Source organism: Fructilactobacillus sp. X7R7C1 (genome assembly GCF_059901065.1).
On the sequence record NZ_JBWXVF010000002.1, the window covers coordinates 151,513 to 175,478 of the forward strand.

At 35.9% G+C, this 23,966-nt stretch carries 21 protein-coding genes and 1 pseudogene; 3 read left to right on the top strand and 19 right to left on the bottom strand.

Going from position 1 to position 23,966, the window contains the following annotated elements; all coding sequences use genetic code 11:
* Positions 1–10: 10 nt before the first annotated feature.
* Positions 11–1,747, bottom strand: a complete 1,737-nt coding sequence (locus AC6UDC_RS03730) for an Rqc2 family fibronectin-binding protein (protein ID WP_500721373.1) — start codon at positions 1,745–1,747, stop codon at positions 11–13.
* A gap of 125 nt (positions 1,748–1,872) precedes the next feature.
* On the opposite strand from AC6UDC_RS03730, the gene AC6UDC_RS03735 reads away from it, so the two are divergent.
* Both AC6UDC_RS03735 and AC6UDC_RS03740 read left to right on the top strand, forming a co-directional pair.
* Positions 1,873–2,292, top strand: a complete 420-nt coding sequence (locus AC6UDC_RS03735) for a MarR family winged helix-turn-helix transcriptional regulator (protein ID WP_500721375.1) — start codon at positions 1,873–1,875, stop codon at positions 2,290–2,292.
* A 14-nt stretch (positions 2,293–2,306) separates the two neighbouring features.
* Positions 2,307–3,170 (top strand): DegV family protein, encoded by an 864-nt coding sequence (locus tag AC6UDC_RS03740; protein WP_500695648.1) that lies wholly within the window; start codon positions 2,307–2,309, stop codon positions 3,168–3,170.
* A gap of 308 nt (positions 3,171–3,478) precedes the next feature.
* Here AC6UDC_RS03740 and AC6UDC_RS03745 read toward each other — a convergent pair.
* The 10 genes and pseudogenes from AC6UDC_RS03745 to parE all read right to left on the bottom strand — a co-directional run.
* Positions 3,479–4,021 (bottom strand): annotated as a pseudogene (locus AC6UDC_RS03745) (HAD family hydrolase); the annotation flags it as partial.
* Between the two features lie 148 nt (positions 4,022–4,169).
* Positions 4,170–4,991 carry an N-methyl-L-tryptophan oxidase gene (gene solA / locus AC6UDC_RS03750; RefSeq protein ID WP_500721567.1) on the bottom strand — a complete coding sequence of 274 codons (822 nt, stop codon included), beginning with the start codon at positions 4,989–4,991 and terminating at the stop codon, positions 4,170–4,172.
* Between the two features lie 5 nt (positions 4,992–4,996).
* Positions 4,997–5,302, bottom strand: coding sequence for an FAD-dependent oxidoreductase (locus tag AC6UDC_RS03755; protein ID WP_500721380.1), 306 nt, complete (start codon positions 5,300–5,302; stop codon positions 4,997–4,999).
* Positions 5,303–5,705: 403 nt separating this feature from the next.
* The gene (locus tag AC6UDC_RS03760; protein ID WP_500706491.1) at positions 5,706–6,659 is read right to left on the bottom strand and encodes a Dyp-type peroxidase; all 954 of its coding nucleotides are present in this window, start codon (positions 6,657–6,659) and stop codon (positions 5,706–5,708) included.
* A 140-nt stretch (positions 6,660–6,799) separates the two neighbouring features.
* Positions 6,800–7,327, bottom strand: coding sequence for a peptide-methionine (S)-S-oxide reductase MsrA (gene msrA / locus AC6UDC_RS03765; protein WP_500707839.1), 528 nt, complete (start codon positions 7,325–7,327; stop codon positions 6,800–6,802).
* Positions 7,328–7,357: 30 nt separating this feature from the next.
* A complete protein-coding gene (gene msrB / locus AC6UDC_RS03770; RefSeq protein WP_500693758.1) occupies positions 7,358–7,795 on the bottom strand; it encodes a peptide-methionine (R)-S-oxide reductase MsrB in 438 nt (145 codons plus the stop codon).
* A gap of 108 nt (positions 7,796–7,903) precedes the next feature.
* Positions 7,904–8,842, bottom strand: coding sequence for a manganese-dependent inorganic pyrophosphatase (locus AC6UDC_RS03775; protein WP_500695643.1), 939 nt, complete (start codon positions 8,840–8,842; stop codon positions 7,904–7,906).
* On the bottom strand, positions 8,835–9,866 hold the full coding sequence (locus AC6UDC_RS03780) for a LysR family transcriptional regulator (RefSeq protein ID WP_500695642.1): 1,032 nt from the start codon (positions 9,864–9,866) through the stop codon (positions 8,835–8,837). The genes AC6UDC_RS03775 and AC6UDC_RS03780 overlap by 8 nt, the downstream gene beginning before the upstream one ends.
* 65 nt (positions 9,867–9,931) lie before the next feature.
* The gene (gene parC, locus AC6UDC_RS03785) at positions 9,932–12,394 is read right to left on the bottom strand and encodes a DNA topoisomerase IV subunit A (protein ID WP_500699470.1); all 2,463 of its coding nucleotides are present in this window, start codon (positions 12,392–12,394) and stop codon (positions 9,932–9,934) included.
* Between the two features lie 15 nt (positions 12,395–12,409).
* Positions 12,410–14,371, bottom strand: coding sequence for a DNA topoisomerase IV subunit B (gene parE / locus AC6UDC_RS03790; protein ID WP_500693762.1), 1,962 nt, complete (start codon positions 14,369–14,371; stop codon positions 12,410–12,412).
* A 172-nt stretch (positions 14,372–14,543) separates the two neighbouring features.
* Here parE and plsY point away from each other — a divergent pair, with 172 nt between their 5' ends.
* Positions 14,544–15,191, top strand: coding sequence for a glycerol-3-phosphate 1-O-acyltransferase PlsY (plsY, locus tag AC6UDC_RS03795; protein WP_500693763.1), 648 nt, complete (start codon positions 14,544–14,546; stop codon positions 15,189–15,191).
* Between the two features lie 40 nt (positions 15,192–15,231).
* Here the strand turns inward: plsY and AC6UDC_RS03800 are convergent, their stop codons facing one another.
* The 8 genes from AC6UDC_RS03800 to ylqF form a co-directional block, all read right to left on the bottom strand.
* Positions 15,232–16,116 carry an aldose 1-epimerase family protein gene (locus AC6UDC_RS03800; RefSeq protein ID WP_500707097.1) on the bottom strand — a complete coding sequence of 295 codons (885 nt, stop codon included), beginning with the start codon at positions 16,114–16,116 and terminating at the stop codon, positions 15,232–15,234.
* Positions 16,117–16,162: 46 nt separating this feature from the next.
* Positions 16,163–17,617, bottom strand: a complete 1,455-nt coding sequence (gene hslU, locus AC6UDC_RS03805) for an ATP-dependent protease ATPase subunit HslU (protein ID WP_500695639.1) — start codon at positions 17,615–17,617, stop codon at positions 16,163–16,165.
* Between the two features lie 16 nt (positions 17,618–17,633).
* Positions 17,634–18,176, bottom strand: a complete 543-nt coding sequence (gene hslV / locus AC6UDC_RS03810; RefSeq protein ID WP_500695638.1) for an HslVU peptidase proteolytic subunit — start codon at positions 18,174–18,176, stop codon at positions 17,634–17,636.
* A 20-nt stretch (positions 18,177–18,196) separates the two neighbouring features.
* Positions 18,197–19,123 carry a tyrosine recombinase XerC gene (xerC, locus tag AC6UDC_RS03815; protein WP_500695637.1) on the bottom strand — a complete coding sequence of 309 codons (927 nt, stop codon included), beginning with the start codon at positions 19,121–19,123 and terminating at the stop codon, positions 18,197–18,199.
* Between the two features lie 76 nt (positions 19,124–19,199).
* The gene (gene topA, locus AC6UDC_RS03820; RefSeq protein WP_500695636.1) at positions 19,200–21,329 is read right to left on the bottom strand and encodes a type I DNA topoisomerase; all 2,130 of its coding nucleotides are present in this window, start codon (positions 21,327–21,329) and stop codon (positions 19,200–19,202) included.
* An 89-nt stretch (positions 21,330–21,418) separates the two neighbouring features.
* Positions 21,419–22,291, bottom strand: coding sequence for a DNA-processing protein DprA (gene dprA, locus AC6UDC_RS03825; protein WP_500707096.1), 873 nt, complete (start codon positions 22,289–22,291; stop codon positions 21,419–21,421).
* Between the two features lie 38 nt (positions 22,292–22,329).
* Positions 22,330–23,106 carry a ribonuclease HII gene (gene rnhB, locus AC6UDC_RS03830; protein WP_500707095.1) on the bottom strand — a complete coding sequence of 259 codons (777 nt, stop codon included), beginning with the start codon at positions 23,104–23,106 and terminating at the stop codon, positions 22,330–22,332.
* Positions 23,084–23,959 carry a ribosome biogenesis GTPase YlqF gene (ylqF, locus tag AC6UDC_RS03835; RefSeq protein WP_500707094.1) on the bottom strand — a complete coding sequence of 292 codons (876 nt, stop codon included), beginning with the start codon at positions 23,957–23,959 and terminating at the stop codon, positions 23,084–23,086. The genes rnhB and ylqF overlap by 23 nt, the downstream gene beginning before the upstream one ends.
* Between the last annotated feature and the right edge of the window lie 7 nt (positions 23,960–23,966).

Consider the following 23,966-nt stretch of genomic DNA (forward strand, 5'->3'; position numbering starts at 1 on the left):
AAACAAGATACTAATTAGTATCTTGTTTTTTACTATTCTCTCTTAAATGTTTAACAATTGCTTCCGTTGGCGTTACGTAAATCGTATTTTGCCCCCGATAGGTAACAAAACCGGGTTTCCCTCCATTGGGCTTTTTTACAGCTTTTACTTTAACGTAATCAACTGGCACGTTGGCAGATGCTCGTGCTTTGGAAAAATAAGCAGCCAGTTCAGCAGCTTGAAGAATTGTCTGTTCAGTTGGATTGAAAGATCTAATTATTACATGAGATCCGTGGATATTTTGGACATGAAGCCAAGTATCACGTTTATCTGCTGTCCGAAGGGTAAGTTGATCATTTTGTAAATTATTTTTACCAACCAAAATTATCTCACCATCATCTGAGACAAACTTTTCAGGTTTGCTAACTTTAGTTTTATGATGTTTACTGTTACCTTTTTTTGGCTTCCTAATGTATCCACCATTTTTTAATTCTGTCTTAATGTCATCTAAATCACGTGGATCCGCGATTTCAATTTGGGATTCAATACTCTCAAAATAATCAATTTCATCCTGACATTCCTTGATTTGCTTAACTACATATTCCTTTGCATTTCGCTTTTTATCGTATTTTTTAAAGTATTTTTGAGCATTTTCAGAAGCTGAGAGGGAAGGATTTAGTGAGATAATGATCTCCTTATTATTATTGTAAAAATTGGGTAGTTTAATCTCTTTAGATCCAACTTTAACTTGATTTAAATAAGTCATTAAAATCTCACCTTTAACCCGTAGGTCATCTGCATGCTCAGATTCTTCTAAGGTATTTTGTAATTTTTTAAGCTTTTTCCGATTCTTTTTTAATTCATTTTTGGTGATTCGAATTAATTGTGACCCTTGTTCTCGAACTCGCTCACGTTGAACCTTAGTTTGGTAATATTCATCTAACATTTCGCTTAAAGTTTTAAATCTTTTATCCGGCTGAATGCCGTTATACTGAAATGCTGAAAATTGTAATTTTCCCTTCATATCATCTCCAATAATAGGTTCTGGATTTTCGAAATGATTAAAAAATTTCCAATATTTTTGTTTTAAAGTTGATCCAGATACATGAAGGGCACTTGCGAGCGCATAGGACGTATCAGTCCCAAGTCCTTGAAGATATTTACGTAATTGAGTAGCAAATACATCTACATTTGGAAACTCACGATTGATTTTTTCAATTTGTGTAAATTCTTTTTCGTTAACTTGAAATGGATCAATCAGATCTTGTTTTGGGGGTTGAATATATTTAGATCCTGGAAGAATGGTTCGGTATCGATTTTGAGCAGATGAAATTCTTCTAACTGAATCAATTATTGATGAATCTTTAGCTTGAACTAAAATGATGTTACTATGACGTGCCATTACTTCAATGACAAGGACTAATTCCTCAATATCACCTAATTCATTCCTTGTATTAAAATGAATGTGAATAATCCGATCATTGTTTACTTGATGAATTTTGCTAATAAAACTTCCACTTAAATGTTTTCTTAACGTCATTGCAAAGTTAGTTGGAACTTTCGGATTTGTAAAAGGGACGTTTGTAATTTGTACTCGAGCGTATGAGGGATTCGCTGATAATAATAACTGATAATTATTATGATTAGAACGAATAGTTAAAATAATTTCATTAGGGTAGGGCTCGTTTATTTTTGAAACACGTCCGTTTAGTAATTTGTTATTTAATTCATGACTCATTGCATGTGTAAATGATCCGTCAAATGACATATATAACACTCCTTTTTGCTTCATTGTCCAGTATAACTTATATTGTTGAGTGGTAGCACATAAATATTAAATCCGTAATCTTGTATTAGGCAATTAATGGTATAATATTTTACGGAGGAATATCAATGAAAAATAGTTTAACTGCTCTTAGAGTTGTTGGGAAAATGCATCAACAACAGCTCCAAGCTCTTACCAAAAAATCAAATCTTACTATTTCAGAATGGCAATTGTTAATTGCCATTGATGATGGCTATACGACCCAAGAATCACTTTCTAAGTCAATGAAATTAGATACATCAACTTTATCACGACAATTGAAACGATTAGTTGTAAAAGAAATGATTCAAAAGAAAGCCGTTGGGCAGGATAAACGCCAGTTAATATACAGTATTACTGATAAGGGTAAGAAGGCATGTCATCAAATTAGTAATGACTACGAAGATCTTTCCACACAAATTTTTAATCAGTGGACTGATGAAGAAAAGAATCTTTTAAAGATTCTCCTCAATCGATTAGAAACAAGTATGAAGAAAATCCGTAAATAGGTTAGGTGAAAGAAATGAAGACAGCGATTGTTACTGATAGTACATCGTATTTATCTAAGGAAGATATCAAAAAATATAATGTTCATATTATTCCAATCTCCGTAATCTTCAACGGTAAAAGTTACCGCGAAGGAATTGACATTACAAATAAGGAATTCTACCAAAAGCTTAAAGAGTCACCCAAATTACCGACGACTTCACAGCCGCCAATTGGAGCACTTATTGAAGAATATAATAAATTAGCTGACGATGGTTATGATGCAGTGATTAGTATTCATTTAGCTTCAACCATTTCTGGCATGTATCAAGCAGTTTGTAATGTAGCCAAAATGATGGATAACATCAAAATTTATCCTTTTAATTCTGGAATTACTGTTGATCCAATGGCTGCTTTAGTGAAATATGCAGCTAATTTAGCACAAAATAATGTTCCTCCAGAAGAAATTATTCAAAAACTTAAACTTCTTCGGTCAACCATTGATGAGTTAATTGTTGTTGATGATTTAGATAACCTAGTTAAGGGTGGGCGTTTATCAAATGCAACAGCGTTTGTAGGTGGACTATTAAACATAAAGCCCATTTTAACTTTTGATAACCAAACTGATGAGATCGTAGCATTTGATAAAGTTCGTTCTAAGAAAAAAGCACTTAAACGTGTTGAAGATTTATTTTCTCAAGCAGTATCAAAAGCCAATTATCCAATTGAAGTTGCTGTAATTGATGCCAATAATCCCAAAGAAGCTGATGTTTGGCAGAAATCCATTCAAGAAAAATATCCAAATATGAAAGTTACCCGCGGATCATTCGGACCAGCAATTGGAACCCATTTAGGTAGTGGAGCTCTTGCATTAGGATGGATCAAAGATATTAATAGATAAAATAAGTTGGAAATTAAAGAACACCAAAAATGGTGTTCTTTTTAATATATATTTATAGAGGGAAACATTTAATTATTTATTCTTTTTCTAGTTTACATAATATATATTATACGAAGTAGGCTTAATATTAATAAAAGACCCATTCATACTTATTTTAGATTATCATCATTTGTATAACTTTAAATTGATTTTGCAACTTCATCATTTGGATTCACAATAATTTGATCTGACTGTAGATTCATCTACTTTTAAAAGTTTTCGCGAGTAATTCTTGATCGTTACTATCGTTTCCAAACGCAATCTAGTTTCTAATAGTTGCTATCGGTTATAATTCTTAATGTACTGAATTTGTTAATATTTTGAGCTGTCAGATCAATATTCTTTTCGCCAAAATGACGTATTTTGTTTAATGAATACTGTATTTTATCAATTAAGTCACTATTTATGTCCAATAAAATGATTTTAACGGCTTTTTTGATTGATGAGATAGCTACATTTTCAGCTAATTGATTTGAGTCTAGTTGCTTAAATATTGGATTTAAAGCGCTTACTTTATCACTGTAATTCCAATTATCATCAATTATGTAATTTAAATCGTATTTTTGAATGATATTTTTAGTCAATTGTATATCACAATTACTAATGGGTTTTATTGAATAAGTATGACCATTTCTTGATACAAGCGCCCCGTTTGCACCTACTAATGTCTTATTTTTAAATGTTGGTACGCTTGAAATTAGATATCTGATTGGCCTGGTTGAATCAAAGATAATTTCATTACGTTTTGCTAGTTGTTTAATTGCATTTACAATTTCTGAATCTATTTCAACACCATTAAAGCTCAACGTTCGGTCAACATCAAAGTCTTATTTAAATAGTTTCTATACTCAATGATACGCTAATAATGAGTGCTTTTAAATAACCTTCATTATTGGCTTGCTTTCAAAAAAATAACAACAGCATTTGTTGTTATTTCATCGATTAAATTTTTGATTATTTTCAGTGGTTAAACCGGTCTAATCTAAATGGTTCTAAGTTATAAGGATTTGATTTTCCAAGAGCTTGATCACTTAATAGTTTACCAAGTACACTGGAAAATTTGAATCCGTGTCCACTTAATCCAGTTACAATTTGAATCTTATTCATGGATGGAATCCGATCAATAATAAAATCACCGTCAGGAGAAAGATCATACGAACATGTACCACCATGGTCAATACCATCAGTCCCTGTCAAATGATGCTTTAGTAATGGATCGATTTCATCTAAATCTTCAGAATAATCGCCAAAATTGCCCCTTTCTTTTCTATTTTTAATCTTTTGACCACCCTGGTGACGTCCAATTTTAATGGTGCCATTACTTCCTGGGAAACCGTAATACTGAATAGCATCTGCAAGTTCTACCGTAAAAGCTGGGAACCCTTCATTTTCATTTAAACCGTTATCGGAGACGTTAAACCATGCAAATACTTTTCTTGTTGGCGTGATTGGTAAATTTGGCAATAGTTGTTTGACCCAGGTTCCTACTGATAAAATGACATTTTTGGCATAAAAAGTATAATCTTGTGTTTTAATCTTAACAATTCCATTGTCTTGCTGATCAATCTTTCTAACAAAACCATCAAAGCTTTGGGTAACGCCATTATTTTTAGCACCTTCGATATATGTTTTAATAATTTCCTCTGACTCTAAATACCCTGCACCTGGCTCTAAAATCCCTTCGTATTGATCTTTAAAATTCCAGTTATGCCATTGATCGTGAATTTCAGTTGAAGTATAAGGAACAATATCAATATCGTAGTCATTGGCAGACGCTTTGATATTATTTAAAAATGCTGAATCTTTTGGCCCAACGGCAGAACACCGGTTTTATGGAAAAGACGCTTACCGCTCTGTTCTTGAAGTTTATCCCATAATCTTTGAGCTTCTAGTAGTAGTGGGATATACTTCTCTCCCTCACCATAGGCATGCCGGATAATTCTAGTCTGCCCGTGATGTGATCCTAGTGTATGTGGAGGTTTAGCAATATCTAGCTCTAAAATATTGCTATTATTTTGACTGGCGTAATATCCTGCCGCCGAACCAACTGATCCTGTTCCAATGATTGCTAAATCAAAAATATTATCAGACATATTATGCCTCCGTTGTTTTATTATATTAAAAGAAAATACAAAAAAGCTCTTGAAACAAAAGTTTCAAGAGCTTGGACGAATAAACGCGGTACCACCGAGCCTTGATTGTCAGTTTTCTGCCAATCCTCAGTAACATTGCTAATTATATCTAGAATAAATTAAGCAGTGTATAGCGCTCTAATGGACGCCATCCAAATATGACTTGTAAATAACTTGTCTATATATGCTCCAAGACCATTTTTCTAAATGCCAATATGCAAACATCTCAGCGTCGCTTGCTTTCTGTATCATGGTTGGTTCAGTACTCATCTTTTCTTAGCATTTTCTTTAGACAATACATTATGCTTAACCAACGTTTTTGTCAATGATAATTAATCAATAATTTTTAAAAATTTACTGATGACTAATTCAAATCCCCATCAGCAATTTTTTCAAGCATTGGTCTTGAAGGGATGAAAAACGTTTGACCAGTTAATAAGGTTGAGAACGTTAACAAGAAATCATCTTCATCAACCATCTGTTGAAGCATGCCCTTAATAACGTGCCAGTATCGTGAATACGCAATAAAGTAAGTTCCTGTATCATTGTTAGCAGGATCAGAATAAGGAACATTCATCCTGACAATTTTTTGTTCAACTCCGTCAACGGATGTGTTTGAAGTTACATTATGGGCATTTTTAAATTTTTCTTCATCAGGTAATTCTAAGTCAGAAAATTTCTCTCTTCCAATGGCTTTATCTTGAGTAGTAGTATCTAGGTGATTCCAATAGTCCATGTTATGATGCCATTTTTGTGCAAAAGCATATGAACCATTGATAAATTCGGGATCTTCATCACCAATAAGCGCGTATGGAGCAACATCTTCAACTTGTGGAACTTCAGTCCCATCAATGAAACCAATGATAGCTCTTCCCTCTAAATATCTAAAACCATGAGTTTCGTTCACTACTTTAGTAAAATCTCTTAAAAAGAGCATGAATTGTGTAGTAACTTCGTATACAACGGCTTCAGTATTAGCACGAATATGAAGAAAGATATCTCCCTCAGATGATGGCATCGAATAGTTTGGACCATTAACGCCTGTAAAGTCCTCTAATTCTTTAGGTTTATTAGCCTTCGGAAACAAGTAATCCCAAGCTTTACTACTAAAACCAATGGCAACTCTAAGGTTTGCTTCAGGTTCTCTAATTCTCATTGATCTAATAATAGATTGTGAACGATCAGCAAAATCTTGGATTCCTTCTTGAGCCGCCTTTTGATCTTTTCTAGTTAGCTCTAAAGTGGCAAATTCAACGTTTTCACCGGTATCTTTCCAAACGTCTTGCGATTTATTTGGTCTTATCTTTTCTTCAGTCATTATAATACCTCCCAGAATATACTCAGTATTAGTATGAGATTAGAATCACTTTATTACTAATCTCATACCACTTTTATTTTACTACATATAACTAGTCATTAAAAAAGAATGTCAAATTGACATTCTTTTTGTTAACTTATTTACTTCTTCCAATGATCATCAATGAATTTTTTCCGTCCGCCACTTTCTTCGATGGCGTATCGAAGTGGATTCTTCTTGTAGAAGTCTTGATGATAGTCTTCAGCCGGATAAAACGGTTGAGCGTCTTCAATTTTCGTTACAATTGGTTCATCAAACTCGCCACTATTTTCTAACTCTTTCTTAGATTCTTCAGCAATTTTACGTTGTTCGGGACTATTCACGTAAATTACGGGACGATAAGAATCACCACGGTCCTGGAATTGCCCCATTGCGTCGGTTGGGTCAGTTTGATGCCAATAGATTTCAACTAATTTTTTATATGAAATGATGCCCGGATCAAAAGTAATTTTAACTGCTTCGGTGTGACCAGTAGTACCTGAAGCAACTTGCTCATAAGTTGGATTTGGGACATGACCACCTGTGTATCCAGATACAACGGAAATAATTCCTGGCATCTGATCAAATGGTTGGACCATGCACCAGAAACAACCACCGGCAAAAATTGCTGTTTCTTTTTTTTCACTCATTAATAAAGACCTCTATTTCAGTTATTTGTATTATTCAACAAACTTTTTGTATTTGCCATACCCTTCTTCGTCCATCTTATCATAAGGGATGAACTTAAGAGCGGCAGAGTTAATACAGTAACGTAAACCACCCTTGTCTTGCGGTCCATCTGGAAAGACGTGTCCTAGATGGGACTTAGAGTCTGCACCACGAACTTCTTGTCTAATCATACCAAAAGAAGTATCAGTATCATTCTTTAATTCGTCTTCACTAATTGGTTTAGTAAATGATGGCCAGCCACAACCAGCGTCATACTTATCAGCAGAACTAAATAATGGCTTACCATTTACAACATCAACATAGATTCCTTTTTTATAAAAATCATCATATTTGCCAGTAAATGCAGGTTCAGTTCCAGCATTTTGAGTTACGTTGTATTGCTCAGGTGTTAAGCGGTTTCTCAAATCATCTTTATTATTTTCAGCCATAATATAAACCTCCTATTTGTTTCTATATTTAATTTATATCTTATCCAATTAAATAGCAAACAATTTGTTTTAAACCAAAAAATCCACAATTAAGTGGATTTTTTATAACTATTCTTTTTCTAATGCATCAGTTAATGGGGGGACAACTTGCTTCTTTCGAGAAACGACTCCAGGCAAATTCATAATGTCATCATCATTGAATTTGTTATCAAAAGCTTGTTCGACCACGCTCTTTGGTTCCCCAACTACAATTAGTTCTGAATTACTATCAAGAATATTGGTTACAAGCACTAAGAATAAATCATAGCCCTTATCCTTAGATTCAGCCTTCATAGCTTTCTTAATATCATCAGCACGTTTGGTAATATCGTCTAAATCGACAACGTTAATTTGGTCGATCCTGACATTCTTACCACCTAACGTAAATGACTTAGCATCTCCGTCAATAAGTTGTTGATCAGTTTTTGCGTCAACGTTAGTCCCGGCCTTAAGCATTTTAACACCATAATCTTCGTAATCATCGATTCCGGCAATGTCAGCTAAAGCTTTGAGTGCATCGCGATCAAAATCAGTAGTAGTCGGTGATTTTAACAATAAAGTGTCAGAGATAATGGCTGATAACATTAAACCGGCTAATTTCTTGGGAATTTTAATACCCTCTTCTGAAAACATCTTAGTAATAATTGTACTGCAGCATCCATAAGGTGCAGCACGATAATACAAAGGTGCAGCAGTGTTAAAGCCATTAATTCGGTGATGATCGACAACATCAGTTACGGTTAATTGATCAATATCACTTACACTTTGTTGAGGTTCGTTGTGGTCGACTAGCATTACTTTATCAACTTCAGGCTTTGCACGTTCAATCACACGTGGTGCCTTAGTATCAAAGTAATCAAGCACATACTTAGTTTCAGCATTGGGATTGCCTAAAGCGACTGCTTCTACATCATACCCGTCTTGCTTCTTCAAATATGCGAGTGCCATTGCAGCCACAATTGCATCCGTATCCGGTACTTTATGTCCAAAAACTAGTTCTTTACTCATGATTCTCTCTCCTCTTTTTCCATATTTCCAAGAGTCTCTGACGATCTCTAACTTCTATATTAATACTACTTAAGTATACATCTTTAGCCTGCTCATATTCTCCTACAAAACCACTAAATTCGTCAAATAATTTATTTAACCGCGGAATACCATCTTTAGTATCACGATAGACGGCAACGGCTTGAAGAGAAAAATCAGGAATAATATCAGTATAATAAGTATTCTTTTGAGCCATTTTAGTTCGATCACGTGTCATCATAAAGGTCTTCGGCAGAATGGTATTTAACCCAGATGATAAAGCAAATTCTATGATTTGCACTGGTCTTGTAAAACATGCTTCCATTTTTGGCATTTCATAGCGCTTGGCGCTGTAAATGTTCTTTAAAAATTGATTAAAGTAATAACCATTGGGGAAACCTACCATTGGCCCAACAACTTTTTTAAGATTGATTTTACTTCCAATTTTACTTTTATCATGATGAACATAGCACAAAGTATCGTGAGTAATCGGTTTAATGGCCATTCCCTTCCAATTATGCAATTTCTCGTTTGGTAGGTACATAATGGCTAAATCAATTCTTCCACTTTCAAGATCAGAGATTAATGTTTGTTGAGTCAACATGTACATTTCAATTCGCAAATCTGGATTCTTTTCATAGAAATATAGGGCAAAATTTTCAAATATTTCATCTTCAATTGCAGAAAGAATTCCAACCTTAATTGTTCCACGGATTGAGCTTGAATATGATTCAATTTCATCAGTAGCATTATCAAGGATTCCATATACTTCCTCGGTAGCATTTTTTAAAGTATAACCCGCATCGGTTAAATGAATTTGTTTACCAACAGAATAAAATAAGTTAGCATGGAGCTTATTTTCTAATTTTTTAATTTGTTGGGATAGTGCAGGCTGTGTAATTCCTAAAATACCCGCAGCTTTTGTATAGTTCAGCGATTCAGATAATTGTAAGAAATATACCAAAGCCTTGGATGAAAATAATGATTCCCTCTTAGATTCTCTCAAAACTAATACCTCGCACTAACATTTATTATTATATTGTGTATATTATCACGAAATCACTATATTTACTATAGCAAATTATCAACTTGAGATTGTTTTAAAGTGTCATGGGCAATTAAAATTGGAGTTCCAATCATCTTCGTATTCATTACGGACGACCCGTTTGATAAACGACCTGACGTACCATAGTCACCCAAGACCACTTCGTGTGAAGTCGCGTGATCAGTATAAATTTTAAGCGTTTCATCACTAGAATCAATTTTGATAAAATCAGCTAACAGATTACTTTTGGTTTTAAATTCCTTTAAGACTTTAATTCCTTTTCGTGCGCGGCTAGTCACTGGAATGTCGCTTACTCTCATCTTTTTAAAGTTCCCATTTTGGAAAACAACTCCAATTTCAGACTCATCATTTACAAATTGCATGTTAACGACGTGATCATCATCAGCTAAACTAATTGCCTTCACTCCTGTGGTCCTCGGACCATTCAACGAAACTTCCTGCAAGTCGTATCTAAGGGCCATTCCCTTTTCTGTCATCAATAAGACACTACCAGGATCTTCAACCCGATTGTATGAGACATTGACTACTTTTGATAGCGGTTCCTTCAATTTTTCATACATTGCAGCGCGACTTTTATAGGTACGACTGGGAAGTAATTTACTAAATTCAGTGCGCTTAATATGGCCAGCACTAGTTGTAATTACAAATTCACCATCTTGTTTACTTAGATCAGAGAAGTCATAAACCGCAATGATTTTTTCATTGGCATCAAGCCCATTCATTCTTGAGATATGTTCTCCCGTGTCTTTCCACTTAACGTCTTCGACTTCATAAACACGGCGATAAATCATATTACCCTTGTCAGTGAACATAAACAGCGAATCACGAGTGTTTAATTCATTTAGGTAAACGGCATGGTCATCGTCTTTTAAGCCGTTATCAGTGATCTCAGACGCATTAAATGAGCGAAGACTACTGCGTTTTAGATAACCATCATTACTTACCATTACCATTACATTTTCGTCCGGAAGCGTAACTTCCTCACTAACTTCCAGATTTTGAATTTTGTCTTCAATTTTAGTACGGCGTGGATTACGGTAACGTTTTGCAATATCTCTAAGTTCGCTTCTTAAAACAGAGTCAAGTTCATCTGGACTTGCTAAAATAGTCTCATATTCAGCAATTTTAGCTGCCAAATCAGCGTTTTCTTTTTTTAATTCAGTAACATCTGTATTAGTTAAACGATACAATTGTAAGGCAACAATCGCATCCGCTTGTTTTTCGGAAAAATCGTATTCAGAAATTAAATTATTTCGTGCATCTTGTTTATCTTTACTAGCACGAATGGTTTTAATCACCTGGTCTAGGATTGATAATGCCTTAATCAAACCCAAGACAATGTGTTGTCGTGCATTGGCTTTATCTAAATTAAATTTAGTTCTTTTAGATATAACATCGCGTTGATAATCCAAGTAAGCAACTAAGATTTCTTTTAGAGAAAGCCTTTTTGGTGCCATATTGCTAATAGCAACGACATTAAAATTATACGAAATTTGCAGGTCAGTATTTTTGAACAAGTAATTTAAGATACTAGTACTATCAACGTCCCGTTTCAATTCAATTGCAATCGTCAATCCTTCGCGATCTGATTCGTCTCTTACTTCGGCAATTCCATCGATTTTTTTGTTGATCCTAACTTCGTCAATTTGTTTGACTAATTGAGCCTTATTAACTTCATAAGGAATTTCGGTTATCTTGATCATCTGTTTATTTCCACGTAATGCTTCGATTGAAGTTTTAGAACGGATCATGATGCGTCCCTTACCAGTTTCGTAGGCCTGTTTAATTCCGTCAAGTCCCTGAATGATTCCGCCAGTTGGAAAGTCTGGTCCTTTAACGTACTTCATCAGACTATCAAGTGTGGCATTTGGATGCTTTTGTAGATAAATTAATGCATCAATTACTTCACCGAGATTGTGTGGTGGGATTTCGGTGGCATATCCCGCTGAAATTCCAGTAGCACCATTTACTAGTAAGTTAGGAAATCTAGAAGGAAGAACGACAGGTTCATACTCCGTATCATCAAAGTTTAAAACCCAATCAACGGTATCCTTATCGATATCCCGCAACATTTCATCTGATATTTTACTTAAGCGAGCTTCTGTGTAACGCATGGCTGCTGGAGGGTCACCATCCATTGAACCATTGTTTCCGTGCATCTCAATCAACGGTTCCCGTAGTTTCCAGTCTTGACTCATACGAACCATAGCTTCATAGATTGAACTATCGCCATGAGGATGAAAATTACCCATGACGTTACCAACTGATTTAGCTGCTTTTCTAAATCCTTTAGAAGAAGTATTGCCATCCTTATTCATGGCATACAAAATCCGTCTTTGAACGGGTTTAAGTCCATCACGGACGTCTGGCAATGCTCTCTCTTGAATAATTGATTTAGAATAACGACTAAACCGTTCGTCCATAACTTCTGAAAGAGTTAAATCTTTAATTTTAGATCTATGTGCCATTTCATCACCTCCAAGCTAATTTTTCTCAGTATTATCTAAAATACTTCCGTCTTCTTCGAGATTAAATTGAACGTTATTTTCAATCCATTTTCGACGTGGTTCTACTTTATTACCCATTAAAGTTGATACTTGTCGTTCTGCATCAGCTGCATCATCGATTCGAACTCGAATTAAAGTCCTTTTGGCAGGATCCATCGTAGTTTCCCATAATTGATCCGCGTTCATCTCGCCCAAACCTTTGAAACGCTGTAACGAATATCCTGATTTAAAATCTTTAATGTCTTGATCACGTTCTTCATTGGTCCAAGCATATTCTACTTTGGATCTCTTCCCCTTACCATGTTGCAATTTATAAAGTGGCGGTAATGCAATATATACCTTACCTGCTTCAATCATTGGCCGCATGTATTTATAGAAGAAAGTTAAAAGGAGGATCTGAATGTGGGCACCATCATCGTCCGCATCTGTCATGATAATAATTTTGTCATAATTTGATTCCTCGATCTTAAAATCAGTTCCTACACCCGCTCCTACTGTGTAGATAATCGTACTAATTTCCTCATTTTTCATAATATCGGGAAGTTTAGCACGTTCAGTGTTTAGAACCTTCCCACGTAACGGTAAAATTGCTTGATGCTTTCGATCTCGTCCTTGCTTAGCGGAGCCTCCGGCCGAATCTCCTTCAACTAGAAATAATTCGTTTTCACTCGTATCTTTTGACTGAGCTGGGGTCAGTTTCCCAGAAAGGAGTCGTTCTCGTTTCTTTTTCTTTTTACCATGTCGACTTTCTTCCCGAGCCTTTTTAGCAGCCTCACGCGCTGTGCGCGCATTGGTGGCCTTTTTAATCAAAGTTTTAGCAAAGTCACTATTTTCCATGAGGTAATAAAGTAATTGTTCTGAAACAACACTATCAACAACTGACCTTGCAATCGGGGTTCCCAACTTTTCTTTAGTTTGACCCTCAAATTGGAGCAGTTCTTCAGGTACTTTTAACGCTACGACAGCAGTTAACCCCTCACGAACATCGTTTCCCTCCAGGTTCTTGTCTTTATCTTTTAATAAATCAACTTTTCTAGCGTATTCATTGAAGGACTTGGTCCATGCACTCCTAAAGCCGGCTTCATGACTCCCACCGTCCTTAGTTCTCACATTGTTAACAAATGAAAGCATATTTTCGGTATAGCCGTCATTGTATTGAGCAGCAACTTCAACTTCGATGCCATCTTTTTTACCATCGAAATACATAACTTTCCCAAGGGTACTTTTACCCTCGTTTAAATAATCAACAAATTCTTTGATGCCATCTTTGAACTGGAACTCATCTTCACGAATCTTTCCGGGTCTTTCATCTTTAAGCGTTATTTTAACGCCCTTCAGCAAAAAGGCAGACTCACGAAGCCGTTCTGCCAAGATATCATAATTATAAGTTGTAGTAGTAAAGATGTCCGGATCAGGTTTAAATGTGACAGTCGTTCCGGTATGTTTATTGGTTTTTCCAATTTTTTTTAGGGTTCCAACAGGATGCCCACCATTTTTAAAATCTTCTTGATAAAGAGTACCATTACGGACAATTTGAACCGTTAAATGAGTTGAAAGTGCATTAACAACACTTGACCCAACTCCGTGCAATCCCCCAGAAGTTTTATATCCTCCTTGGCCAAATTTCCCACCAGCATGAAGAACCGTTAAAATTACTTCAGGAGTTGGTTTTCCAGAAGAATGCATTCCAGTTGGCATACCACGCCCATGATCAACCACTGTGATACTATCATCTTCGTGAATGGTAACGTTGATTTCATCACCATAGCCAGCTAATGCTTCATCGACTGCATTGTCAACAATTTCGTAAACTAAATGGTGCAATCCCTTTGAATCAGTAGAACCTATGTACATACCAGGTCGTTTTCGAACTGCTTCTAAACCATGTAAAACTTGAATTGAAGAGTCATCATACTCTTGCTTTTTTGCCTGTGTCATTAGGAAAGACTCCTTCTTTTAGTCATCGTTTTTAATAATAACCTATTTAAACTTGATTGCAAAGACGTTTTAAAGTTAGCTCATTTTTCCAAACTAAATTTTAAAATCATCTTTTTAATGATAGAATAAACTTTTGGGACTTATATATTACATTAATAATACGGAGGAAGATATGGTTAAATTTATTATTCTCCTAATCTTTGCTTATTTATTGGGATCAATTCCCAACGGAATTTGGATTGGCAAAGTATTTTTTCATATCGACATTAGACGACATGGCTCCAAAAATATTGGAGCTACCAACACTTATCGGGTACTAGGATGGTTTGCAGGAACCATTGTGATGATTCTTGATATTGCTAAGGGCGCCATTGCTACTTGGTTACCAATGCAGTTTGGAATCCATTCATGGTACCCACTCATTTTTGGACTGGCAGCGATCTTAGGCCATACTTATTCAATTTTTGATCATTTTCGTGGTGGTAAGGCAGTTGCAACTAGTGCCGGGATGCTTTGGGCATATAACTTCGTCTTTTTCTGCATTGCGGCCGGAACTTGGATTATCTGTATCTTTGTTACTAGTATGGTAAGTCTTGCTAGTATGCTAGGCTTTACCATTATTGTTATTGCATCATTATTTGAAAACGATCCAGCACTGACAATTCTAGCAATTTGTTTAACAATATTTACTTTCTATCGCCACCGTAACAACATCATTAAGATTATTCATGGAGATGAAAATCTCGTTCCGTTTGGTCTTTATTACTGGTACTTAAAATACGTAAAGAAATCCATTCCTTCAAAAAAACAGCATAAATAAGGGGCACTCAACGAGTGTCCCTTATTTAATTTAATCTTATTTAGAAGAAAGTAATATCAAAATCAGCATTTAAGCTTTCGTTCGGGTCAAGTTTACTTATATCGGCCTTATCTTTTAAAAATCCAGTACTGCCTTCCTCATCAGCAATTCCCCACCATGGTTCTAAACACACAAAGGGAGCATTTTTAGGATAAGTTGACCAGATACCAATGTACTTACAGTCGTAAGCAGTCAAAGCGACTCCATGCTCGGTGACATCTGATTGGAGCATAACGGTAGTTTGCTCATTATCAGATACATCAAGCACCTTTGCATCATGAATAAATAGGTTACGATTTAACTGTAGTGGATCGTTCAGCGTTTTTTCAATTGGATGTTTAATATTACTGTATCCATTCTGATCAATTCTAACAGTTTTATAGTCATGCTTTGGAGCAATCGAGACCGAATAATCATCAAATGTTTCTTTCTTAGGAAACAATGGGACGTTGAATCCTGGATGAGCTCCTAATGAGAAATACATTGGATCTGGATTGATATTTTCTACTACCATTTCAACCGCAATGGTGTGTTCATCTAGCTCATAGTGAATAGATAAATTAAAGTTAAAGGGATAAATCTTTCTAGTAGCCGCACTCGAATGCAACATAAAATTGACTTCGGTTTGGTTGTGAGATTCGATCTCAAACTCACTATCTCTAGCAAAACCATGCTGATACATATGATAACTGTTTCCATCGTAAATATAATCATCATCTTGAAGTCGACCAACGATTGGAAACAAGATCGGTGCATGACGCTTCCAGTACTTTTTATTAGCACCCCAAATATATTCAGTACCGCTTTGATCCTTAACCGAAACAATCTCAGCACCTTTTTGATTAATTCGAACCGTTAAGTAATCATTTTTTAGTGTAACTGGCAATTTAATCCCTCCCTTTCTTTATATATTATTTCACAAAATGTAGAAACTATAAAATATATCGTGCTATATTTTCATCAGCCGCAAGATTACCAACTTTGTCTTCAACGTATTGTTGGTTAATCGTAATATCACCCATATGCATATCTGGTCCTTCATACAAAATATCTTCAAGTAATTTTTCTAGAATTGTGTGAAGCCGTCTAGCCCCGATATTATCAGTATCATGGTTAACAGAATATGCAATATCAGCAATTTTTTCAATTGCTTCCTTAGTAAAAGTTACTTTAATATTATCCGTCCCAATTAATGCTACATATTGCTTAATTAATGCATCACTCGGTTCAGTTAAAATTTTAACAAAGTCATTCTTACTTAGATCATTTAATTCTACTCGAATTGGAAATCGACCTTGCAGTTCAGGAATTAAATCTGAAGGCTTACTATCAGCAAAAGCACCGGAACCGATAAACAAGATGTGATTGGTATTTATGACTCCATACTTAGTATTTACATTTACACCTTCAACGATTGGTAAAATGTCTCGTTGAACACCTTCTCTTGACACTTCTCCACGAGTTTGTTTGTTTCCACCAGTCAATTTATCAATTTCATCTATAAAAATAATCCCGGTATTTTCGGCACGTTTAATTGCTGAGCCATTCACTTTGGCATCGTCAATTAGTGTTTCTGATTCTTGATTGATTAATGCTTCACGAGCTTCTTTTAACGGAAGGACTCTTTCAACTTGCTTCTTTGGCAGCATACTCTCTAATCCCTGCAAGTTAATTCCCATTTGTTCCATTTTGCTGTTGTCCGCGTTTAGTGCAGTTGCTGGGTCATCAATGGAGATTTTAACTTCATGGTCCTCTAACTCGCCGTTTTCAATTTGATTTAAAATTTGATCGGCATCATTTTTAATTTTATTCTTTTCGTCATTATCCATGAAGGGATCTTTTTGAGTTAACCAAGATAGATCAATTGGCTTACCCTTCTTAAACGCCTTATTAAACTCTTTGACCGTATCTTCTAATTTTTTATCGTTATTTGCGATTGCTTCTGGATCATCTACGTGATTTTCTTCGCGTGAAATGATCTCAGCCAAGTCCTTATTCGCTTTCTTTTCAGCTTCACGTCTAACGTTTTTAAACTCAATTTTCTTTTCCATTTGAACTGAGCTCTCAACTAAATCACGAACCATTGAATTAACATCTCCACCAACGTATCCAACTTCAGTGAATTTGGTTGCTTCTACTTTGACAAATGGAGCGTCTACAATCTTAGCCAAACGACGTGCAATTTCTGTCTTACCAACTCCAGTGGGACCGATCATCAATAAGTTTTTAGGAGTAATGTCCTCTTGCATCTGTGGGCTTAATTGAAGACGACGGTAACGATTACGCAACGCGATTGCTACAGACTTCTTAGCATCGTCCTGTCCAACAATATAATTATCTAATTGGGAAACAATTTCTTTTGGTGTCATTTGTTCTTCTTTTGTCATTAATTAATACCTCGGTTTATAGTTCTTCAGAAATTACATTGTGATTAGTAAAAATATCAATGTCAGCAGCAATGTTAATAGCAGCTTTGGCAATTTCTTCAGCTGACATTTCAGGCGCCTTATGTTTCATTGCAGTGGCTGCTGCTAATGCAAAATTACCACCAGATCCAATTGCTAAAATATCATCGTCTGGCTCAATTACTTCTCCTGAACCAGATACTAAAAGCAAATTATCATGATCGGCAACAATTAGCATGGCCTCAAGTTTTTGTAACTGTTGATCGCCGCGCCATTCTTGAGCTAATTTTACTGAAGCTCTTTTTAAGTTGCCGCTATATTCTTTCAACTTTTTTTCAAACTTTTCTTCTAGGTTAAATGCATCAGAAACACTTCCAGCAAAACCGACTCCAACTTTCCCATCAAAGATCCGACGGATTTTATGTGCGGTTCCCTTCATGATAACTTTTTCTCCCATAGTAACTTGACCGTCACCAGCTAGTGCAACGTGACCATTATGTCTGATGGCGCAAATTGTGGTAGCTTCAAATTTTACTGTCATAATTAAATTCCCTTCAAAAGTTAGTTTGGATTATCTTCATCAGGACGCTTAAAGAACTTCTGGTAGTTCTTAAGTAGTCCTTCTTTGGTAACATGAGTATAAATTTGGGTTGTAGATAAATCAGAATGACCAAGCAATTCCTGAACAGTTCTAAGATCAGCTCCATTATTCAACATTTGAGTGGCAAATGTATGACGAAGCATGTGAGGATGAATTGAACTATTAAGACCACTTCTTTTCATAATTCCATCTAAAATGTATTCAATACCGCGGCTTGACAGTTTATCACCATGCTGATTGATAAATAAGTAAAGATGGTCTTTATGATATTTACGCATAATTGGCGTTCGGCATTTCTCCATATATCGTAAAATAGCACTTTTAGCATACCTTCCAAATGGCAGATAACGTTCCTTGTTTCCCTTACCTAAAACAAGCATGATTCGATTATCAAAATCAATGTCGTTAATATCAAGATTGGAGCACTCACTGACTCTCATTCCCGTCCCGTATAGAACCTCAAGAATGGCACTGTCACGAGTAGCAATTCGTTTGTCCTGATTACTTGCGGCTGTTTTAAAAAGAATGTCTAATTCTTTTTGATAAAAGAATCTTGGTAAATGCTTATTATGCTTTTTTATGTGAACATATTCAAACGGATTGTCCGAAATTAGTTCATTGTTTAGCAAAAAATTAAAAAAAGACCTTAATGAAGAAATTTTACGAGCGATGGTGCTATTCTCATCTCCTCTATCGTGCAAAGTACCTAAGAAAACTTCAACGTCAAAATTGTCGATATTTTTAAAGCTTTTAGCATTTCCTGACGTCTGTAGAAATACATTAAATTCCTCAAGATCGTCTTCGTAAGCTTTAGCCGTGTCTTTTGAATATTGACGTTCGTTTACAATATATTTTACGAATAGTTTGATTAGTTTTTTGTTTTGCATTAGTTTTTCCTAAGTTAAAGTAACTTTTTACATTTTACCTTATAAATAAAACCGTTCCGAGGAACAGCTATTTTAATTATTTCTGAATGTCTTCTTTATAATCGCCGTTTGGACAAATCACTTGCATGCCACCGCGAACCTTTTTTTCAACCAAGAAATGACCACACTTTGGACAATCTCGTCCAATTGGCTTATCCCATGAAACAAAGTCACATTCAGGATAACGTGAACATCCATAAAACAACCGATTCTTTTTTGTTTTACGTTCAATAACTTGGCCTTTCTTACACTTCGGACAAGTTACACCAATTTCTTTGACAATTGCTTGAGTATTGCGGCAATCAGGAAAGCGTGAACAAGCGTAAAACTTGCCATACTTCCCCATCTTTACGACCATCGGCGCACCACATATCTCACAGTTAAACCCGGCTAATTCATCCTTAATTTGAACATCTTCCATAAGCTGTTCCGCATGATCAACTTCTTTTGAAAATGGTTGATAGAAGTGATCTACAACTTCAACCCATTTTTCTTTAGCTTCTTCGATCTCATCCAATTTTCCTTCGACATCAGCCGTGAAATCAACGTTGACAATGTCAGGAAAGTACTCTTCAATAATTTTATTTACAATCTCACCGAGTTCGGTTGGTTCAAATCGTTTTCCAACTAGTTTAACGTAATAACGTTTTTGAATTGTACCTAATGTTGGCGAATAGGTAGATGGACGTCCCACTCCATTCTCTTCTAAAGTTTTAATCAGATTGGCTTCAGTGTATCGAGCTGGTGGTTGAGTAAAGTGTTGGTCTGGATTATTTTTAGATAATTTAACGGTGTCACCACTATTTAAATCAGGCAAGATATTATCTTTCTCTTTCCCATTTGAATAGACTTTCAAAAAACCTTCAAATTTCATCTTTGAGCCGTTAGCACGATACGTTACACCATTTTGTTCAATGGTTACTGTTTCAGTATCCATAATTGCTGGAGTCATTTGACTAGCTACAAATCGTGACCAAATTAAATTGTAAAGTTTATATTGATCCTTAGTAAGATATTGTTTAATGTTTGCAGGAGTCCGATAAACGGATGTAGGTCGGACTGCTTCGTGCGCATCCTGAGCGCCTTCTGGCATTTTCCCCTTAATTGGTTTATTAGCAGAGTATTCTGCCCCATACTTTTCATGAAGAAAGGTAGCTGCCTCATGCTTAGCAATTGATGAGATTCTTGTTGAATCAGTTCTCATATAGGTAATGAGACCCTGGCTTCCTTCTTTGCCAATATTAATTCCCTCATAAAGTTGCTGGGCAGCCATCATTGTTCGTCCAGTCTTAAAATTTAATTTCCGGTTAGCATCTTGTTGAAGAGTACTAGTTGTGAATGGTGCGTTCGGTTGTCTCCGCCGTTCTTTTTTAGTGACTTTTGTAATATCAAAATCAGCTTTTGGATCAATTTGTTTTAAAACTTTTTGTACATCATCATTATTCGCAAGTTTCGCTTTCTTGCCATTAAGACCGTAGAAACTAGCTTTAAACTTTGAACGCCCAGACTTAAATTCAGAATCAATTGTCCAGTATTCTTCTGGCTCAAATTTTCTAATTTGACGTTCCCGATCAATCACTAACCACAATGCTACTGACTGTACCCGTCCGGCACTTAATCCCTTTTTTACTTTTTTCCAAAGCAGTGGAGAAATCGAATATCCCACTAATCGATCCAAAACCCGACGTGCTTGTTGAGCATCCACGAGATTCATATCGATCGTTCTTGGATGTTTAAAAGCATCCTTAACGGTATCCTTGGTAATTTCGTTAAAGACCACGCGATTTTGATCATTAACGTCAAGATTCAACACGTGGGAAACATGCCAGGCAATTGCCTCACCCTCACGATCAGGGTCAGATGCTAAGTAAATCATCTTCGACTTCTTAGCCTCTGACTTTAGCATTTTAATTACGTCACCTTTCCCCCTAATTGAAATGTAGTCAGGTTTAAAATCGTCTTCAATGTCCACGCCCATCCTACTCTTAGGGAGATCACGAACGTGTCCTTTACTTGCTACGACCTTATAGGTACTTCCCAGATACTTTTGAATCGTCTTTGCCTTAGCTGGCGATTCGACAATCACTAATTTTTTCTTTCTTGAACTTGCTTTACGTTTTTTTGTTTTAGTTGTTTTCTTTGTCTTTGCTACAGAAGTTGTGGCCATTAAAATTATCCTCGTTATTTTTTCTTCATTAATACATGATAATTTCCGTTTAAATTTCTTCCATATCATATTGCAGTTTTAAAGACCTGTCAAACTAAAGAATCCTCCAAAACATCATTATCACTCAAACAAGGACGTGCTCCAGAAGCAATTAGTTGATTACAACCCTTAGAAAGTGGAGAAGTAATATTACCTGGTATGGCAAGGACATCCCGATTTTCAGACAAAGCCAAACTAGCAGTAATTAAACTTCCTGACCTTTGCTTTGCCTCAACAACAATTAATTTTTCGCAAAGACCAGCAATAATGCGATTTCGTTCCACAAAATGATATTTTAAGGGCCTACTTCCTAATGGATACTCACTGATAACCAGGTTGGTTCTCATCAAATTATCCTGAAGCTGCGTACATTCAGCGGGATAAAAACGGTCGAGGCCTGTTCCAATCACCGCAATTGTACGGCCATCATGTGCTAAAGCACACTGATGACTTAAACAATCAACTCCCTTAGCCAGACCAGACACAATCGTAAACTTTTTAAGTACCTGACGTGTAATAATTTCCTTAATTGCTGCAATTGAATAACTTGTACACTGTCGTGCTCCTACCACAGAAATCGAACGTGTTGTAAGTAACGACACGTCACCCACATAAAAGAGCACAATTGGCGCGCAATAAATATCAGCAAGTTGTTCAGGATAACCATCATCAAGAATGGTTATCCAATGACACTTTTGGTTCAAACGAAAAGATCGCTCTAACTCACTACTTAAAAATGAATTCTTAAACTTCGTTGTCTGCAAATGATGACGTTTTAATAGATTGATTAATTCACCTTCAACCTCAGATAAAGACATGTTTTCAACTGAAGTCCCCTTAACCCACCGTGCAAGAATTGCTTCGCCTTTAATCCCAATCCCACGACATAACTTGATTCTAAGCAATAATTTCCGTTTATCCATTTTCTACCTCCTGGTTTGTCTATGGATAAATACGTAAATTAATGATTGATTGTTTTTAATACTGGTGAAAAAGTCTTGCGATGAATTGGGGTCGGGCCAAGTTTATCTAAAGCCCGTAAATGTTCTTTGGTTCCATAACCCGCATTTCGTTCGAATCCATATCCAGGATACTTACGAGCGTATTCATTCATTAAATCGTCTCGAAAAACCTTAGCAAGGATACTAGCAGCAGAAACACTAACTGATTTTGAGTCTCCCTTAATCAACCTAGTCTGCGGAATACTGTCATCAATTGTCATTGCGTCCACAATAATATGACCTGGCTGTGGATCTAACTTACTAATTACGTTTTTCATGGCAATTCTAGTTGCTTCATAAATATTGACTTGATCAATCATCTGACTTGAAACCGCAAAATAGTTGTAAGCAATCGCTTCCTTTTTGATTTTTGGAACTAGTTCTCGTCTTTTTTCATCACTCAATTTTTTGGAATCATTGACGTCAATAAGATCAAAGTCAACTGGTAAAATTGCCGCACCAGCGACTACTGGACCAGCAAGCGGCCCTCTGCCCACTTCATCAACGCCAGCAATATACTTCACCCCGCGTTGCCATATTTCTTTTTCATATTTAAGTCTGGTTAAAAAATCACGTTTTTTCTCGGTCTGGGTATTAATTCGCTTCAACGTTCTCTTAATAATTCTTTGAACTCCAATTCGTGGATCATCCCCAAAGCGGACAAAAAGCGGATCACTAACATTATCAACGTTAGCAAACCGCTCAGAAATTTCTCTAATCGTCATTGCCATGTTCATTTCTTTCCACCAGTTCAAGGGAATCTAACGTAAAACGTCCTAATTTTCCCCCTTGAACATCATTAATAATCCTGACGCTGGCTCGGTCGTAATCGTCTTTCATTCCAATCTTTTCAGTAATTTTAAGTAATAACTCAACATCACTTAGATTTAAATCGGACGGACCCAAATGATAACGTCTCAAGATCTCGTCGCTATGGTGACTACGAAAAAAATGAAGTGCAAATAAAGCAATATCATCAGGATGATAAATACTCTCCTTAATTGCTCCCGTTAACGCTAATTTATCAGCAATCTCCTGATTTTGAAACTTTGGCCACAATATTCCGGGAGTATCTAATAAATCCATCGTTTTACTGGAGGTTAACCATTGTTGGCCCTTAGTTACTCCTGGACGATTGCCAACCGCTGCTGATCTTTTACTAACTAACTGATTCAACAAAGTTGACTTGCCTACGTTCGGAACTCCCACACAGATAGCTTTAATGATGTCTTTCTTTAGGCCCTTTGCTTGCGATTGCTCTAACTTATCCTTCAGAACTTTCCGAGCAGCAGTCTCAATCTTATTTCTGACTCCACGTGATTTTGAATCAATTGAGATGGCCGATAATCCCGTACTATTAAAGTAATCTAACCATTCTTTAGTCATCTTTGGATCAGCTAAATCAGATTTAGTTAAAATAAACAAGCGTGGCTTATTACCTGATACCCGCTTAATCTCTGGATTAATCGATGAATACGGAATCCTTGCATCAACCAATTCAAAAATAATATCAACAACATGGACATTTTCCTCAAACTGACGAATAGCTTTCGCCATGTGTCCAGGAAACCATTGTATATTACTTCCCATTTACTGC

Excerpts from the sequence above, each read along its gene's own strand:
- dprA (WP_500707096.1), bottom strand. The coding sequence starts at position 22,291 with ATGGATAAACGGAAATTATTGCTTAGAATCAAGTTATGTCGTGGGATT.
- plsY (WP_500693763.1), top strand. The coding sequence starts at position 14,544 with ATGGTTAAATTTATTATTCTCCTAATCTTTGCTTATTTATTGGGATCA.
- xerC (WP_500695637.1), bottom strand. The coding sequence starts at position 19,123 with ATGCAAAACAAAAAACTAATCAAACTATTCGTAAAATATATTGTAAAC.
- AC6UDC_RS03775 (WP_500695643.1), bottom strand. The coding sequence starts at position 8,842 with ATGAGTAAAGAACTAGTTTTTGGACATAAAGTACCGGATACGGATGCA.
- AC6UDC_RS03760 (WP_500706491.1), bottom strand. The coding sequence starts at position 6,659 with ATGACTGAAGAAAAGATAAGACCAAATAAATCGCAAGACGTTTGGAAA.
- topA (WP_500695636.1), bottom strand. The coding sequence starts at position 21,329 with ATGGCCACAACTTCTGTAGCAAAGACAAAGAAAACAACTAAAACAAAA.
- parC (WP_500699470.1), bottom strand. The coding sequence starts at position 12,394 with ATGGCACATAGATCTAAAATTAAAGATTTAACTCTTTCAGAAGTTATG.
- msrA (WP_500707839.1), bottom strand. The coding sequence starts at position 7,327 with ATGAGTGAAAAAAAAGAAACAGCAATTTTTGCCGGTGGTTGTTTCTGG.
- ylqF (WP_500707094.1), bottom strand. The coding sequence starts at position 23,959 with ATGGGAAGTAATATACAATGGTTTCCTGGACACATGGCGAAAGCTATT.
- AC6UDC_RS03730 (WP_500721373.1), bottom strand. The coding sequence starts at position 1,747 with ATGTCATTTGACGGATCATTTACACATGCAATGAGTCATGAATTAAAT.
- hslU (WP_500695639.1), bottom strand. The coding sequence starts at position 17,617 with ATGACAAAAGAAGAACAAATGACACCAAAAGAAATTGTTTCCCAATTA.
- AC6UDC_RS03740 (WP_500695648.1), top strand. The coding sequence starts at position 2,307 with ATGAAGACAGCGATTGTTACTGATAGTACATCGTATTTATCTAAGGAA.
- parE (WP_500693762.1), bottom strand. The coding sequence starts at position 14,371 with ATGACACAGGCAAAAAAGCAAGAGTATGATGACTCTTCAATTCAAGTT.
- AC6UDC_RS03755 (WP_500721380.1), bottom strand. The coding sequence starts at position 5,302 with ATGTCTGATAATATTTTTGATTTAGCAATCATTGGAACAGGATCAGTT.
- AC6UDC_RS03735 (WP_500721375.1), top strand. The coding sequence starts at position 1,873 with ATGAAAAATAGTTTAACTGCTCTTAGAGTTGTTGGGAAAATGCATCAA.
- rnhB (WP_500707095.1), bottom strand. The coding sequence starts at position 23,106 with ATGAACATGGCAATGACGATTAGAGAAATTTCTGAGCGGTTTGCTAAC.
- hslV (WP_500695638.1), bottom strand. The coding sequence starts at position 18,176 with ATGACAGTAAAATTTGAAGCTACCACAATTTGCGCCATCAGACATAAT.
- msrB (WP_500693758.1), bottom strand. The coding sequence starts at position 7,795 with ATGGCTGAAAATAATAAAGATGATTTGAGAAACCGCTTAACACCTGAG.